Here is a 16,220-nt window from a genome sequence, read left to right as displayed (position 1 = left end):
CAAAAAGGCCGCGACTGTTCCGCGGCCTCTGTATCGGAAAGGTTCAGATCCTAGCGCCGGGGGCCGCGCGCGACGCGTTCGATCTCTTCACGCACCAGCCGTTCAACCAAGGTCGGTAGGTTGTCGTCCAGCCATTCCTGCAGCATCGGGCGCAGCATTTCTTCGGCAATTTCGTCGAACGACCGCCGCGTGCTGAGGTCGACCGCCTGGGCAAGATTGTCGAAGGACTGAGCGACCTGACGACCAACCTCGGGTGAAAGGATCGCAGGCGCGGCCTTTTCGGTCACGGGCTCTTCGGCAATAACAGCCACCGGTCCGGCCGAAACGGCTACGGGTGCCGGGTCTGCTACCTTCAGCGCTTCAACAGCTACCGCCCGATTGACGGGCTCTTGTACGGCGCTCACCGAGAGACGATCAACCGGCGCCGGCGGCGCGGACACTGCTGCCATACGTGACGTGATGACCGGACTATCCTGAACGCTGCGCGAAGGCACATCCTTGACCGGCTCTTTGGCGGTATAGCTCATGGTGTGGCGCTCGGAGGCCGCCCTTACTCGGGCTGCAACGTCCGCCAGCGAAAGCGGCGGCTGCGCGATGCTCGAATGCGGCTCCGAAGGAATGACGGCCACCTCGATCTCCGGCGAAGGTGTAGCGAGCTTGGACGCCTCGCCATGGTCCTCCCGCCTGCCGAAAGCGGCAGCCTCGATTTCGCTGTCGATCGTCAGTTCAATCTCATCCGAGCCGTCGTCCTCGTATTGGTCACGCGAGGAGAAATCGGTCTGCCCCGGCTCATTGCTCTCGATGATCTTGCGAATGGATGCGAGAATCTCATCCATCGAAGGTTCACGCGCGACATTGAGCTGTGCCATTTCTATCCCCGTTTGACGCGGCAGAGCATGTGTCCCGAAACGACGCATGTGCCGATAACAAACAAACCTTAAGTGAGTCCGCGGACGAAACATACGCCACGAATCAGACACTTGGATTGTTGCACAGATTTGTTTCGATCGGCAGAAGCAGAAACGCCCCGGTTTCCCGAGGCGTTTTCTTTGATCAGCGGCCGTCGACGGTTCGAAGTCCGAACCATTTGTCCTTGACGGCTTCGTAATGCTCTTCGGCGCGATATTCCGCGACCTGCAGGCCCTGGCTCTTGACGCTCAGTGTCGCGGTGGCAGCGAGCAGACCGTAGCTTGCGACGACGGCGTCGCGCTGGGCGATAGCCAGCTGTTCCTGCGCATTCAGAACGGTCTGCTGCGAATCGAGCACGTCGAGCGTAGTGCGCTGACCAACATTGCGCTCTTCGATGACGCCGGCAAGCGCCATGTTAGCCGCCGAGATCTGCGTCTTGTTGGCGCCGATGCGCGCAATTGCCGCCTCAAGTTGGGCGTGTGCGCTCACGACGTTCTGCTGAACGGCGGCGCGCTGCGAATCGACGAGGATGCGCTGCTGGCCCAAGGTCTCCTTCGCTTGGCGAATCTGACCGTATTCCGCGCCACCCTGGTAGATCGGCACCGTCAGGCGGGCAGTAACGCTCGACGCGTTGCTGTCAAGACCGTCGCCGGAGTTGCCGGTCACGCGTCCAACCTGCCCCTGAATGCTCACGCCGGGCAGCATGGTGCCTTCAGCAGACTTCACCTGGAAGCCGGCCGTATCGACCTTGTACTGGGCGGCGAGAATGGTCGGGTGCTGACGCAATCCCAGGGCAACAGCCTGATCGAGCGAACGCGGAAGCCCCTTGGTGGCCGGCCCCGGCTGCTTGATACCCGTCGGCGCAACGCCGACGATCTGCACGTAGACTGATTCGCTCTGCTTCAACTGCGCAATGGCGGTAATCAGAAGCGACTGCGCGTCGGCAAGCGATGCCTCGGAAAGGCTGACGTCCGTGCGGGTGCCTTCACCCACGTCAAGGCGAGCCTGGGATGCGTTCAGCTGTTCCCTGAGGAAGGCGAGGTTCTGCCGGCGAATAACAACGATCTGCTGGTCGCGCGCGATGTTGGCGTAGGACGTGGCTGCTGCGAGCAGAATCTGGATCTCGTTTGCGCGAAGCGATTCGCGGTTGGCGAAGACATTCGATTCAGCGGCGCGAACATTGTTCAGCGTCTGAAAGCCATCAAAAATCATCTGGGTTACGGTGATACCGATCTGCCCCTGATGAAAGTCCCGGCTTCCGGTAAGCTCGTTGTCGACGTTTGAAAGCGTTCCGTTTGCAAAAGCCGAAACCTGTGGACGAAACCCGGACTTCGCGATCGGCACCCCTTCGTCGGTCGCCCTAAGACCAGCGCGCGCGGCGTTCAGATCCGGGTTATTTTCATAGGCTTTGGCCATTGCGCCGAAGATCGTCTCCGCCAGCACGGCCTGCGGCGCAAGCAGTACACTCGTCGAGACGGCAGCCCAAAAGGCTGCTTTGCGGACAATCGACACCATACTTCCCTCTCCGATCGGGGCGGCAAAGCCAGCCCACTATTTCCTGCGGCACCATTCCGACGTCGAAACCGGGCCGCCCTAAATACGGCGATGAAGCGCTCACACCGCCCACCGGTGAGCAAATCACTACCTCAGCACTCTTTGAAACCCGGATTCGGCCTGATCACAACTGTACACCGATACTGCGCACGATCATTTCAAAAAGAAACAGGTGGTTCGTTGCCAATTGGCAACATTGCTATTTTAGCAGCACAATCAAATGTTGAGATACCTCAATAAGTGGCACCTCAAAAAACAAAAGTCTGCTCGCGGCGGAAGCCGGGAAGCGGCTTGACCGCAGTGTTGAAATCCGCCCTTTCGGACGTCTTCCCATGCTCATGGACATAAAGCTTAGCACGCGAAGCGTTACCGAAGCCTTCAACGGCAATAAGCCGGCCGCCGTCGCGCAACTGCTCGAACAAGGCCGGAGGAAGCACTTCTACCGAACCATGAACGAAAATGACATCATAGGGTGCCTCGCCGGCATATCCCTTGCCAAGATCGCCGGTGACCACGGCAACGTTGTCATAGCCCAGCCGTGCCAAGGTTTCCGTCGCAGTTGCGGCAAGCGCTTCATCGCTTTCGAGTGCGACGACCGAACCGGCGATCAACGAAAGCAGCGCCGAGGCGTAACCGGTGCCACAGCCGATCTCCAGCACCACGTCTGACTTCGAGATTTCGGCGAGTTGCAGCAGCTTGGCGAGCGGCGACGGCTCCATCAGGTACCGCGGGCTTGCGCCCTTAGCGCCGTCGAGTTCGATGTCGGCATCGATATAGGCGAGTTCCTTCATCCGCGAAGGCACGAATTCTTCGCGCGGTACGGAGAGGAAAGCGGACAGGATCGCATGGGACGTCACATCCGTCGTCCGGATCTGGTTGTCCACCATCTTGGTGCGCGCCGCTTCGAAATTCATCATACTGCCCTCGTGTCCGGATGGCACGGCACCGGTATCCCGGATGACCGCGCAGTCGTCTTCTGGCTGCCAAATATGGCGCCTTTATATAAGCTCATAAATCGCCCTCCCGCTGGTTTCAAGCGACAGCGACATCTTGCAGCGGAAAAAGGAACGAGAAACACCGAAGCGACGTTTGCACGGCCCGGCACGGGCGGCGGCGCTGGCTGCCGCCAGAACAGAGAGAGCCTGACGTCAGCGGCCAGGCGCCCCTTCGAGCCCAACGAGGGCAATCTTCGTATAACCGGCGTTCTGGATGAGGTTCATGACCGTCATCAGCTCGCCGTAGTCGACGGCCTTGTCCGCACGCAGCAGAACGCGCGTCTCGGTGTTACCCTCCGTCAGGCGCTGAAGCTCCACCGCAAATTCCTCACGGGCTGTTTCTTCGTTGCCAATCGCCAGACCGAGGTCGGCGTTGAGCGTGACGAAGACCGGCTTATCGTCGCGCGGCGTCGGCTTGGAGGCCGATTGCGGCAGATCGACCTTCATGTCCACGGTCGCAAGTGGTGCCGCGACCATGAAGATGATCAGCAAAACGAGCATGACATCGATGAATGGGGTGACGTTGATCTCGCTGTTCTCGTCGAGATCGCCGCCGCTGTCGGTAACCTTGCCGGCCATGTCTCACCCGATCCTTGCGATCGACGCGTCTGCCGGATGGGCAAAGCCATCCTGGCGACGCGGTTGCGCCTTGCGGACCAGGCGATGATCGAGATCGCGGCTGACAAGCCGTTCGACGGCGGCTGCCGCGTCGGCGAGGATCACCTTGTAGCCACCCACCGCGCGGGCAAAGTAGTTGTAGATGATAACGGCGGGGATAGCGGCAACGAGACCGATTGCGGTCGCCAGCAGCGCTTCGGCAATACCGGGAGCAACGATCGCCAGGTTGGTCGTCTGCGCTTTGCTGATGCCAATGAAGGAGTTCATGATCCCCCAGACGGTTCCGAACAGACCGACGAACGGGCCGACGGAGCCGATCGAGGCAAGGATGCCCGTTCCGCTCGTCATGCGCTTGCCGGCGCGAACCTCGATACGCGTCAGCAGCGATGCGACGCGTTCCTTGAGACCAGCTGCCGGTGCGTGATCGAGCACAGCCTCCGAACGCACCATCTCATCGATCGCAGCGGCAACCATTTCCGCGGCAGGGCCCGCCTTGCCGTTGAATGTGGACTTAAGCTCTGCCAACCCGTTTGCAGCGGAGAGCTGACGGACGGCGCGGCTGAGGCGCGCCTTTGCGGCGAAGAGTTCAAACGTCTTGGCCACGAAAATCGCCCAGGTGATGACCGAGGCGAGCGCCAGCCCGATCATCACTGCCTTCACCACCATGTCGGCGGCAAGGAACATGCCGATAGGCGAAAGGTCGTGTGGCAGGACTGGGTTGGCCGCCGCTTCTGCTGCGGGCGTCTCAATCGACACAGCCGGTGTTTGTGCGCCGGCTTCAGACCCGGTGGCCGGAAGACCGTCGACAGTCGGCTGCTCGCCACGGGCCGCTGCATTGGCATTGGCCCGTGCCGTTCCCGCAGGTCCCGCGTCTTGAGCCTGGCTGACCGCAGGAGCGGTCGTTTCGGTTGAGGTTGTCGCCTGTGCAAACACGACCGTCGAGGGAAGACCAGAAGCCAGCACCAATGTCGCTGCGGCCAACAAATTCAGCTTCGATCGTGTTCGATTGGGCATCTTGTTCCTCGCGTACTGGTCCGTTTCGCCATCACAAAAATCACAGGGCAGCCGGAATTTCGGCCACCTCAACGTGCATTGGCCGCTCTTTACGACAAACTATGAACGAAACACAAGGATTTGTGGAGTATAAAGATCAAGAATAATTTCATGCCTGCGTTTCAATCGAGATCTCAAAGGGCGGGAGAGTTATCGACGAAGCCGTCACTTCTCCAGTCATATGCGCGGTGCCGCTCCCAAGGGCGTTGCAGCGACGTGAACGACGTCTTGAAGCGCATTTTCGGAAGCTCATCGCCCGCAACCGGCTCGGCGAAAATCTCGATCGCACCTACCAATCGCAGCAGGCGTCCACTCAGGATCCGCGCCCGGCCGGATGAACAGGTCCGCTCGGTGCTTCCCGGCACGATCAGCAGATCGACCTGATTGCACAGCACCTCAAACAGGTAGGGGTTTTCGACGAGAGCAACGGTCCAGCCGGCATCGCTTCGAGCGATGCACCATTCTTTCTCGCGGCACGAAAAAGCATTCGGCGAAACTTGGCCGAGCGCGGAGTTGATATCGTGACGGATGGCGGCGGCTGTCGCGGCATCGATGGTCCTCGTTTGCGCCTTCGCGGGCCGTAGCTTCGCCTCGGGATAAAGACCATCAGCGACCGCCCCTTGCGCGGGCATCGGAGCGACGTGGGCGTCGACCGCCAATGCCCGCTGCCATTGAGAGAAAAGGAAGTCGGAGGGACGATCCCGGTTCGTCGCAATGGCGGCGTCGGTGACCAATCCGACGAGGCGCCCATCTTCCGATACCACGATCGCCGGCAATTGCCTGTCTTCGAACGCGAGGCACACGAGTCCGGAAAACAGCAGCACGGCTCCGAGCCCTGCCAGCCAAGTGCGCAACACACACAGAATAACGCCGCCGGCAGCGATAAGAACGAATGCCAGCGGCCCGACGCGGCCGGTCAGAAACTCGCCGTCGAGCGACGTGACGAAGCGGGCGATCACCAGCATACCGTCAAGGCCCCAAGCCATGACGGCGAGCGGGTACTGCTCGAGACCGAAAGGCGTCAACACCATGGCGAAGAGGCCGAACGGCATGATCACAATGCTGATCAGTGGCGCTGCGAGAATATTGGCGAGCAACCCATAGGCCGGCAGTCGCTGGAAATAGGCGGCAGAGTAAACCGCGGTTGCAAGTCCGCCGATCAATGAGGTCGCAACCACGCCGATAACGAAACCCGTGACGAGCCGCCTGCCCCACCAACGCCCGGCGACTGCCGGCTCTTCTGCTTCCGCACGCTGGCGCCAGCGCGCATAGCCAGCAACCAACGCCAGCGTGGCGGCGAACGACATCTGGAAGCCCGGCCCCGCAACGGCAGATGGCGTGATCACGATGATGACAATCGCAGCCAGCGCGATATTTCTCAGGCTGATCGACATGCGGTCGAAGAAGACCGCAACCAGCATGTTCGAAATCATGATCCAGGCGCGGACGGCGGATACGGCTCCACCGGAAATCAAGATGTAAAGGAAGACCATTGCCAGAGCGCCCGCAGCGGCAACCTTCTTGATCGCCACGCGCTGCGCCAACCCGGGAACCGCACTCAAGACGGTACGCGCTCCGATTAGAAACGTACCTGCCGCAAGCACCATCTTGAGACCGGAGATCGCCAAAACGTGCGCCAAGCCCGCCTGTCGCAGCATCTCGACGGTGTCGCGACCAATCGCCCTTTCTTCCGCCGTCACCAGGGCTGCAGCGAGCGCACCAGTGTCGCCACCGACTGCCGTGCGGATCCGCTCGCCGACCGTTTCGCGTAGCGCGGCCAGATACTCCGCCATCCGCATCCAAAACGAGCGGTCCGCCACCGTCGCAGCACCGTCGGCTATCGGGCTAAGTGGCGCACCATAGAAGTAACCGACGGCGCCGATCTGCCGGAAATAAGAATCGAATGCGAAGTCGTTGAGGCCTGGCAACGCAGGGCCGGAAGGCGGCGAAAGACGCGCCCTGCCCTCGATCGTTGCCCCGATCGCCAACGGCGCGTGCGGGCTGCGCGACAGCACCATGGCCTTCAACGGCGCACGGCGCAACGTCGGCTTCGTGGTTTGCTCGATGACAATTCCGTAGCGCCAGTGGTCCCGATCATTCTTCTCGCGCGAAAATACCTTGCCGCGCAGGTTCGTCGTTACCGGTCCATCGAGAACGATCGTGTCGATGCGCGATGCCTCGATCGCCGCAAGCATCATTCCCGCCGTGAACAGCCCCGCTGCGATCCTCGGCGCACGCAGGGCGCGCACACGGAGGTTGCACAGCAAGGCGGCTATTCCGAAAACGCAAAGCAGCAGTGCAAGTTTGATGAGTCCGAGGTCATAGGGCAGCGAGAGCCACGTCAGCACGCCGGCGGCTAACAGGACGGGGACAAGCACCAATCCGTGGCCGAAGGCCGATTCTTCTTCGACCGCTTCGCGCCAGTGTGCGGCAATCGCCTCTGGTCGGAGGCGTGCGTGCGCGAGCGCGGCGCAAGATTTGACAAGGCGAAAAACGAGGTTGCCGCGTGCATTCGCAGGCGTTGCAGACATGCTCCCGATCGAAACCGAAGCGGGTGGTGCCGGAGCGACACGATCTGCGTCCTGCATCAAAGACCGGACTTCGATCTCGCTCATCGTACGGTACCACTCCCCTAAGACGGTAGAGGTCGATCATGCAACCAACATCACCCAACCGCAACCTGAACGTCATCTGCCGAAAAAAGCGGCAAACCTATATGGAATGGTACCGCATCATTATCCTGACAGTTATTGATCCGGTTGGACATATTACTCTAACGTGCGATTATTGCGTCGCCATATGCACATTTTCGCATCGCACAATTTGCCTTTCGTACAGCTTGGCAGCCGAAAATAAATCATATAGCAAATTCGCAACGTTCATTTTCGTGGCATGGTCTCTGTGCCACGTTGCCATAAGACGGAGGGTCCCCATGACAGAAAAAAGCGCGGTCGTAACATTCGATGGAAAGTCGGCGGAGCTACCAGTGCGATCGGGGTCCATCGGTCCTGATGTGGTCGATATCGGCTCGCTCTACAAGCAGACCAAGATGTTCACCTACGACCCGGGCTTTACGTCGACGGCGTCGTGCGAATCCAAGATCACCTATATCGACGGTGACGAAGGCGTGCTCCTGCACCGCGGCTACCCGATCGAACAGCTCGCAGAACATGGCGACTTCCTCGAAGTCTGCTATCTCCTGCTTTACGGCGAACTGCCGACGAAGGCGCAGAAGGCTGACTTCGACTACCGCGTCACACACCACACCATGGTGCATGAGCAGATGTCGCGCTTCTTCACCGGCTTCCGTCGCGATGCCCACCCGATGGCCGTCATGTGCGGTTGCGTCGGCGCCCTGTCGGCCTTCTATCACGACTCGACCGACATCACCGATCCGCACCAGCGCATGGTCGCTTCGCTGCGCATGATCGCCAAGATGCCGACGATCGCCGCGATGGCCTACAAGTACCATATCGGCCAGCCGTTCGTTTATCCGAAGAACGATCTAGACTACGCCTCGAACTTCCTGCGCATGTGCTTTGCCGTGCCTTGCGAGGAATATGTAGTGAACCCGGTGTTGTCGCGCGCCATGGATCGCATCTTCATCCTGCATGCCGACCACGAGCAGAATGCTTCGACCTCGACCGTGCGCCTTGCCGGTTCGTCAGGTGCCAATCCCTTTGCCTGCATCGCCGCTGGCATCGCCTGCCTCTGGGGCCCGGCCCACGGCGGCGCGAACGAAGCTGCGCTCAACATGCTGGCCGAAATCGGCACGGCTGACCGCATTCCGGAATACATCGCCAAGGCCAAGGACAAGAATGATCCGTTCCGCCTGATGGGCTTCGGCCACCGCGTCTACAAGAACTACGATCCGCGCGCCAAGATCATGCAGAAGACCACGCATGAAGTGCTTGCAGAACTCGGCCACAAGGACGATCCCCTCCTCGAAGTGGCGATGGAACTCGAACGTATCGCGCTCACCGACGAGTACTTCGTCGAGAAGAAGCTCTACCCGAACATCGACTTCTACTCCGGCATCACGCTGAAGGCGCTGGGCTTCCCCACCACCATGTTCACCGTGCTGTTCGCGCTTGCGCGCACCGTCGGCTGGATCGCCCAGTGGAACGAAATGATCGAAGATCCGGAACAGCGCATCGGCCGCCCGCGCCAGCTCTATGTCGGCGCTCCGCAGCGTGACTACGTGCCGGTCTCCAAGCGTTAACGCCAAACGGAAATCAGGAAATGAGAAAAGCCCGGTCAGAGATGACCGGGCTTTCGATTTTGCAGATAGGAGAGGACGATCTCGGCGCCCAATTCGCCCGGCGGTCTGCTTGTCGCCATGCGCTGCTGTACCAGCGCGTAGCCGTCGAGCATCGACGCGCGCTGGGCCGTCGGCCCGGACAGCCGCTCGACCCAGCGGGTCAAGGCGCCCGGACGAATGCTCTGGTTGAAATACTCCGGCACGATCGGGAAATCGGCGATGAGATTGGGAAGCGCCCCGCTCCAGATGCGGATGCGGTTGTGCAGCAACCGCACAAGCCAGTCGGCATCATAGGTAGAAACGACGGGAACGCCGGCTAGCGCAAGCTCTAGGATGACCGTTCCCGACGCGGCGATTGCCGCATCCGCCTTGTCGAAGGCAGCCCATTTCTCGGTGGCTCCCACCAATATTTCCGGCTGAACCGTCCAACCGGCCGTGATCTCGCGCACCAGTTTTTCCTGGCGCGGAACCGTCGGCAACAGCAAGCGGACGCCGGAATGCCGGCGAGCGAGTTCCTCGGTCATCTGCCTGAAGATCGGTAGCAGCCGCTTGATTTCGCTTGAACGCGATCCCGGCAGAAGCAGGCAGGTGGAAACCGCGCTACCATTGACGTCGTTCAGTCTTTCGCGTCGGCTGGCGCGGACGGCAAGCACATTGGCATCCGAGGCAAGCCGATGGCCGATATAGGTCGTCGGCGGCCCCTCAAGCTTGCGCATGGTCTCGGGCTCGAACGGCAGCACCGCCAGAACATGATCGACATAGCTGCGCATGCGCGGCGCGCGTTCCGGCTTCCAGGCCCATACGCTCGGGCAGACATAGTTGATGACAGGCAGATCCGGCAGCGCGTCGCGAACGCGACGCGCGACACGATGGGTGAAATCCGGACTATCGATGATCAGCAAGGCATCGGGGCGCGCAGCAATAATGGCATTCGCCGTCTGGCGGATGCGCAGAATCAACTTTGGCAGACGCGCGAGCACTTGCGAGAAGCCCATGATCGAAAGTTCGGAATAATCGAACAGCGATTCCAGGCCTTCGCCCTCAAGACCGTCGCCGCCAACGCCGACAAGCTCGACATCACGCCCGCATTGTGCACGCAGTGCCCGCACCAGATCTGCGCCAAGAAGATCGCCCGATACCTCGCCGGCAATGACCGCCAGCTTGTAGCCTTGTCCGCTCATGCTTTTCCCCGGTGACCGCTCCGCTCGACACCAATGACAAACAGCCCCGCGCGGTTGGCAGCTTCGATCACCTCCGCGCGCTCGAGCACCAGGGCGCGACCGGCCTCGACAGCAATTCCGGCAAGCCCGGCCGCGACAGCGCCAGCGACGGTCGATGGTCCGATCGATGGCAGATCCGCACGCAAGTCCTGCCCCGGCTTACAAAGCTTGACCAGAACGCCACGCCGACGCGCCGAGACGCGTCCTTCCGTCTTGAGTGTCGCCACCCGCTCGAGCATCGCATCGGTGCCCTCGGCGCCCTCCAGGGCAACCACGCGACCACCGACAGCGATGGCGCCCTGCCCCACGTCGAGTTCGCCAAGCGCGTTGGCGGCAGCGATGCCGGCCTCAACGTCGCGTCTGTCATCGTCCGATGGGGCGATAGCGCCAATCGGCCCTGGATCCGCCAGAAGGTTCGGAACCACCTCATGCACGCCGATCACGTGGGCGCCGCTTGCTTCGATGAGTTGCATCGCCATGCGCAAGACAGCGTCATCGCCGCCAGACACCAGCGTCTTCAAAACGCTCGGTATTCTGGCAAGCGTTTTCAGCGTCGGGCGAATGTCGCGCCATTCCGGTCTACGACGGACCCAGCCCGAAAGCACAACGCGGTCGATGCGTTGTTCTTTGAATGTGCGGCTGATGCCGGAGAAATCGCCGATGGCGAGCACGGAGTGATCGAAACCGACCCAATCGCTCTCTTCCGCTTCGCGCGAGAGCGCGATCACAAATGGATCTTCTCCACGGGCACGAACGGCCTCGGCCACATGATGCGGCAGCGCTCCGCCGCCGGCGATGATCGCGAGCCGGCCGCCAGTTGCTGCGCGGCTCGCCGTGGCCGACATCACGGTCAGGCCTTGCCGCGACTTGGTGAAGACAGTGCCCTGTCGCTTTCGGCTGCGATGAAATCGAGGATTTCGACAACAGGCGCACAGTCGGCATAATCAGCGCGAATGGCGGCGGCATTGGCGCGAACTGATTCTGGGCCCTCGAAGATCTGCTTGTAGGCGCGGCGAACCACGTGGATCGTTGCACGCTCAATGCCCGCCCGGGTCATGCCCACAACGTTCAGCCCGCTCAGGACACCGGGATTGCCGTTGAGCATGCCATAGGGAATGACGTCGTAGCTTACGGCGGAGAGGCCGCCGATGAACGCCTGACGACCGATGCGCGTGAATTGGTGCACGGCACAGCCGCCGCCAAGGATAGCGCGGTCCTCGATCGTCACATGGCCGGCCAACAACACGTTGTTCGACATGATGATGTTGCTGCCGAGGCGGCAATCATGCGCCACATGCGAATAGGCGAGGAACAGATTGTTATTGCCGACGATCGTCGCACCGCCATATTCGACGGTTCCCGCATTCATCGTGACACCTTCGCGGATCGTGCAGTTGTCGCCGATCTGCAAAATGGTGTCGACAGTGCTGTGATGCACGCTTTGCGAATCTCCGCCAATGACGGCATTCGGGAAAATCTTGGTGCCCTTGCCGACCGTCGTGCGGCCGGCGACAACGACGTGGCTCATCAGTTCCATGTCGTCTCCGAGAACGACTTTCGGCCCGATGTAGCAAAACGGGCCGATTTTGACGTTCTCACCGATGACCGCGCCATCTTCGATGATCGAGGACGGGTGGATCTTCGCTGTTGATGCAATCATGTTTAAGCGTCTTCCGTGCTGACTATCATCGCGCCGATATCAGCTTCCGCGACAAGTTGCCCGTCAACTTTTGCGTCACAATGAAACTTCCAGATATTGCCGCGCTGTTTCTGCTTCACGACATGAAACTCAACACGATCACCCGGAACAACCGGCTTGCGGAAGCGCGCATTGTCGATGGTCATGAAGTAGACGAGGTTGGTACCCGAAGCAGTCTTGCGCGCGCAGATCGCGCCCGCCGTCTGCGCCATGCCCTCGATCAGCAGGACGCCCGGCATGATCGGCTTCTCCGGAAAATGGCCGGTAAAGTGCGGCTCATTTGCCGAGACGTTCTTGATGCCGATCGCCGAATTGTCGCCGTCGATCTCGATGATCCGGTCGACGAGCAGGAAGGGATAACGATGCGGAAGAAGCTTCAGGATCTCCTGAATATCAGCCGTACCCAGAACCGTTGCCGCCTCACTCATTCGTGCCATCCTTCTTTTTCTGTCTGTCACTTGCGCGCAAGGCCATTTCGGCGACATCGCGCAGGAAATCGCGCATGGGGCGCGCTGGAATACCGCCATAGCGTTCGCCCGCAGGGACGTCGCTTGCAACGCCGCTCATGGCAGCGATCTGAACGCCGTCACCCACAGTGATGTGGCCGTTGACGCCGCTACCGCCGCCGATCATCACGCCGTCACCAATCCTGGTGCTGCCGGCGATGCCGACCTGACTGACGATGCCGCAATAACGGCCGATGCGGACGTTGTGGCCGATCTGTACAAGGTTGTCGATCTTCGTGCCTTCGCCGATGACGGTGTCGTCCATGGTGCCACGATCGATCGTCGTGTTCGCGCCGATCTCGACATGATCCTGAATGATCACACGTCCGACCTGAACGATCTTGATCATTCCACCCTTGGGGCCCGGCGCGTAGCCGAACCCATCCTGGCCGATCCGGGCACCTGGGTGAATGATGACACTGTTGCCGACAAGAGCGCAGAGAACGCTTGCGCCCGCCGCGATCGTGCAGTCTCGGCCAATGCGAACGCCCGGCCCTATGACGACACCTGCGGCAATTCTCGTTCCGCTACCAATTTCGGCGCCGGCCCCAACGACTGCCATCGGCTCGATCTCCACGCCCTCTTCAAGGCGTGCCGTCGGGTCAACGAAGGCGGCCGGCGACACACCGGCAAGGCTGGTATTGCGCGCCGGGCGCATGGCAGCCTCGTGCAAGAGTGTACCTGCCAGCGCGAAGGCCGTATGCGGCCGCGCAGTCAAGAGAACGGGAATGTGAGACGGTACGAGTGGGGCGATCGTCTTGTCGCAGATAATCGCGGAAGCCTGGCAGCTTTCCAGCTCAGCACGGTACTTGCGCGAAAGCATGTAACAGACGTCACCGGGCTTTGCCCGATTGACAGGTGCTACCGAGTGGATAGCGCGATCTGCCACCGCGCCATCCGTCAGATCCGCCCCAATTTGGTTCGCCAGGTCACCCAGACGAATCCCTTGATGGGGCGGAAAAAACCAATTCTGTTCCATGGACACTCCAGAACGATCTACTTTTGGCAGTTCTGGACTGCTTCTTTATCAGAACGACGAGGAAATACCGAACTTCAGATTCTGAACCCGGTCAAAATCTTCCTTCGCGATCGGCCAAGCGTAGTCGACACGCAGCGGACCGAACGGCGACGCCCAGATCAGGCCGAGACCGACCGATGCACGCAGCGAGGAGTCGTTACCCAGTACCGTTTCACTGGGCAGCGTAGCGACCTTATTGCTGTAGAGCGTACCTGCATCGGCGAAGATTGCGCCGCGGAAGCCGCTGTCACGCGGGATGCCAGGCAGCGGAAACGTTGCTTCGGCCGACGCCGTGAAATAGGTGGTGCCACCAAGCGCATCGCCTGTTGCCTGATCACGCGGGCCGACCCCGTTGCGCTCGAAGCCACGAATATCGTTGCTGCCCAGTTGGAACTGGTCAAAGACCTGAAGATCGCTACCGGTCTCGAAGATATGACCCGCACCGCCGGCAAGCGAAGCAATAATATCCGCCTCATCGTTCACCGTGTAATACCACTTGGCCTTACCGGTGATCTTGTAGAAATCAGAGTCGCCACCGAGGCCGGCGAACTCCTGCGTAAACGTCGCCAGAATGCCATCGTGCGGCAGTTGCGCATCATCGAGCGTGTTGTAAGTGATCGATTGCGATACCGACGAACGGACCCAGTTTCCGCCTTCAACCGCTCGGACGTAAGGCGAAGACAGATCTGCAATATTACCGCTATAGTCAAACGTCGTGAAGTTATACCGCAGCGTGGTCGACAGGTTCTCTGTGATCGGCGCCGCTATGCGCAGGCTGAAACCCTGGTCTTCATAGCTGTAGTCTTCGTCGTCGAAGTCGTTTTCGTTCTTGAAGACGTCGAAGCCGGCAGCCAGACGATAGCCAAGGAAATACGGCTCGGTGAACGAAACGTTGTAGGTCCGACTCTCTTCGCCGCGACCTGCCGCGACGCGAATGTACTGACCGCGACCCAGGAAGTTCTTTTCCTCGATCGAGGCTTCGACGAGGAAGCCGCCACCGCTGCCAGCGGAGTAGCCGGCACCGATACCGAACGAACCGGTCGACTGATCCTGTACGTCAACGATAACCACGACGCGGTCTGCCGCACTGCCAGGTGCCGTCGAGATATTGACGGTCGAGAAGTAACCGAGAGCCTCAAGGCGACGCTTGGCGCGCGCAACCATTTCCTGATTGAAGGCATCGCCTTCACCCATATCGAACTCGCGGCGAATGACGTAGTCGCGAGTTCGGGTGTTGCCGCGAATTTCGATACGCTCGACGTAGGCGCGCTCGCCCTGATCGACGAGATAGTCGACGGCAATCGTATGATTGCTGAGGTCGCGGTTACCGCGCGGCGTCACGCGGGCAAACGGGTAGCCAGCCGAAGCGACGCGCCTCGAGATCTCGCTCATCGTTTCCTGAATGTCCCTGGCCTTGTAGACCGAGCCTTCGCGGCTAAGCACGACGCCCTTCAGCGATTCGGCATCCACACCTTCAACCGTCGATTCGACAGTCACTGCACCAAAGTCGTAGCGCGGACCTTCTTCAACGGTGATCGTCACGGTGTATTCGTTGGTCGCCTCATTAAGAGAAGACTCGGACGAAACGACCTGGAAGTCGGCATAACCGCGGTTGTAGTAGAACTGACGCAGCAACTCTTCGTCAGCGCGCAGCTTGTCCGGGTTGTAGACGTCCTTGCGGGTCAGGAACGAGAAGATACCTGATTCCTTCGTCGCAATGATGGATTGCAGACGACCATCGCTATAGGCTTCGTTGCCGACAAAATTGATCTGCGCAATCTTGGTGCGCTCGCCTTCGTTGATGACGAAAGCAAGATTGACGCGACCTTCAGCGATCGGGACGACCTGGGTCGTCACAGTGACATCACTGCGACCGATCGCAGCATAGGCGTCCTTGATCGACTGGATATCCGTTTCGACCGTCGCCTGGCTGTAGGGTCCGAGCGGCTGCGTGCGGACGGCGAGCTGAAGCTTGTCGTCCTTGATCTTGCGGTTGCCGTTGAAGACGACCTGGTTGACCAGTTGGTTCTCGCTGACGGTGACGACAAGCGTGCCGCCAGCGACATTGATGCTGACATCGGAGAAATAGCCTGTCGCGTAAAGGCGCTTCACGGAAGCATCGATATCGGCGTTGCTGAAGCTCTTGCCAGGGACAATCGTGATGTTCGCACGAACCGTTTCAGCGCTGACGCGCGTGGCTCCGCGGACTTCAACACGACTAATGGTCGCGGCCTCTGCGACGGAAGCGCCTGCGAGCAATCCAACACCAGCGCCAGAAACCACCATACTCGTGGACAGCGCAAACGCCGACACCGCGTTCAAAAACCTTGAACCAGCTTTCATGTTCAAATCTTACCTTTTCCCAACGTCGCGCGGCAATTTCGTGC

The 16,220-nt window shown here is 60.3% G+C and carries 13 protein-coding genes; 1 reads left to right on the top strand and 12 read right to left on the bottom strand.

The window, feature by feature from the left end; all coding sequences use genetic code 11:
* Positions 1-50: 50 nt before the first annotated feature.
* The 6 genes from J3R84_RS06350 to J3R84_RS06325 form a co-directional block, all read right to left on the bottom strand.
* Positions 51-869, bottom strand: coding sequence for a PopZ family protein (locus J3R84_RS06350; protein ID WP_025426840.1), 819 nt, complete (start codon positions 867-869; stop codon positions 51-53).
* A 184-nt stretch (positions 870-1,053) separates the two neighbouring features.
* A complete protein-coding gene (gene tolC, locus J3R84_RS06345) occupies positions 1,054-2,424 on the bottom strand; it encodes an outer membrane channel protein TolC (RefSeq protein WP_203527251.1) in 1,371 nt (456 codons plus the stop codon).
* A 287-nt stretch (positions 2,425-2,711) separates the two neighbouring features.
* A complete protein-coding gene (locus J3R84_RS06340; protein ID WP_025426838.1) occupies positions 2,712-3,377 on the bottom strand; it encodes a protein-L-isoaspartate O-methyltransferase family protein in 666 nt (221 codons plus the stop codon).
* Positions 3,378-3,611: 234 nt separating this feature from the next.
* Positions 3,612-4,037, bottom strand: coding sequence for a TonB system transport protein ExbD (gene exbD / locus J3R84_RS06335; protein WP_025426837.1), 426 nt, complete (start codon positions 4,035-4,037; stop codon positions 3,612-3,614).
* Between the two features lie 3 nt (positions 4,038-4,040).
* The gene (exbB, locus tag J3R84_RS06330) at positions 4,041-5,090 is read right to left on the bottom strand and encodes a tonB-system energizer ExbB (RefSeq protein ID WP_057205051.1); all 1,050 of its coding nucleotides are present in this window, start codon (positions 5,088-5,090) and stop codon (positions 4,041-4,043) included.
* 173 nt (positions 5,091-5,263) lie between these two features.
* Positions 5,264-7,744, bottom strand: a complete 2,481-nt coding sequence (locus J3R84_RS06325) for a ComEC/Rec2 family competence protein (protein WP_203527253.1) — start codon at positions 7,742-7,744, stop codon at positions 5,264-5,266.
* Positions 7,745-8,061: 317 nt separating this feature from the next.
* Between J3R84_RS06325 and gltA the strand changes: the two genes are divergently transcribed.
* Positions 8,062-9,351, top strand: a complete 1,290-nt coding sequence (gene gltA, locus J3R84_RS06320; RefSeq protein ID WP_025426831.1) for a citrate synthase — start codon at positions 8,062-8,064, stop codon at positions 9,349-9,351.
* 35 nt (positions 9,352-9,386) lie between these two features.
* On the opposite strand, the gene lpxB is transcribed toward gltA, so the two are convergent.
* Genes lpxB through bamA form a run of 6 tightly spaced genes read right to left on the bottom strand, consistent with a single transcriptional unit; the run spans position 9,387 to position 16,176 of the window.
* Positions 9,387-10,571 carry a lipid-A-disaccharide synthase gene (lpxB, locus tag J3R84_RS06315; RefSeq protein ID WP_057205058.1) on the bottom strand — a complete coding sequence of 395 codons (1,185 nt, stop codon included), beginning with the start codon at positions 10,569-10,571 and terminating at the stop codon, positions 9,387-9,389.
* Positions 10,568-11,455, bottom strand: coding sequence for an LpxI family protein (locus J3R84_RS06310; protein WP_025426829.1), 888 nt, complete (start codon positions 11,453-11,455; stop codon positions 10,568-10,570). Before J3R84_RS06310 ends, lpxB begins: the two co-directional genes overlap by 4 nt.
* A gap of 5 nt (positions 11,456-11,460) precedes the next feature.
* The gene (gene lpxA, locus J3R84_RS06305) at positions 11,461-12,270 is read right to left on the bottom strand and encodes an acyl-ACP--UDP-N-acetylglucosamine O-acyltransferase (protein ID WP_025426828.1); all 810 of its coding nucleotides are present in this window, start codon (positions 12,268-12,270) and stop codon (positions 11,461-11,463) included.
* Between the two features lie 2 nt (positions 12,271-12,272).
* A complete protein-coding gene (gene fabZ, locus J3R84_RS06300) occupies positions 12,273-12,737 on the bottom strand; it encodes a 3-hydroxyacyl-ACP dehydratase FabZ (RefSeq protein WP_025426827.1) in 465 nt (154 codons plus the stop codon).
* Positions 12,730-13,794, bottom strand: a complete 1,065-nt coding sequence (gene lpxD, locus J3R84_RS06295; protein ID WP_025426826.1) for a UDP-3-O-(3-hydroxymyristoyl)glucosamine N-acyltransferase — start codon at positions 13,792-13,794, stop codon at positions 12,730-12,732. Before lpxD ends, fabZ begins: the two co-directional genes overlap by 8 nt.
* Positions 13,795-13,842: 48 nt before the next feature.
* Positions 13,843-16,176 (bottom strand): outer membrane protein assembly factor BamA, encoded by a 2,334-nt coding sequence (gene bamA, locus J3R84_RS06290; protein ID WP_025426825.1) that lies wholly within the window; start codon positions 16,174-16,176, stop codon positions 13,843-13,845.
* Positions 16,177-16,220: the final 44 nt, after the last annotated feature.

This window comes from Ensifer canadensis (assembly GCF_017488845.2).
Lineage (GTDB): Bacteria > Pseudomonadota > Alphaproteobacteria > Rhizobiales > Rhizobiaceae > Ensifer > Ensifer canadensis.
The sequence above is the reverse complement of the archived record's forward strand: the minus strand, read 5'-3'. Positions and strand labels throughout refer to the sequence as shown.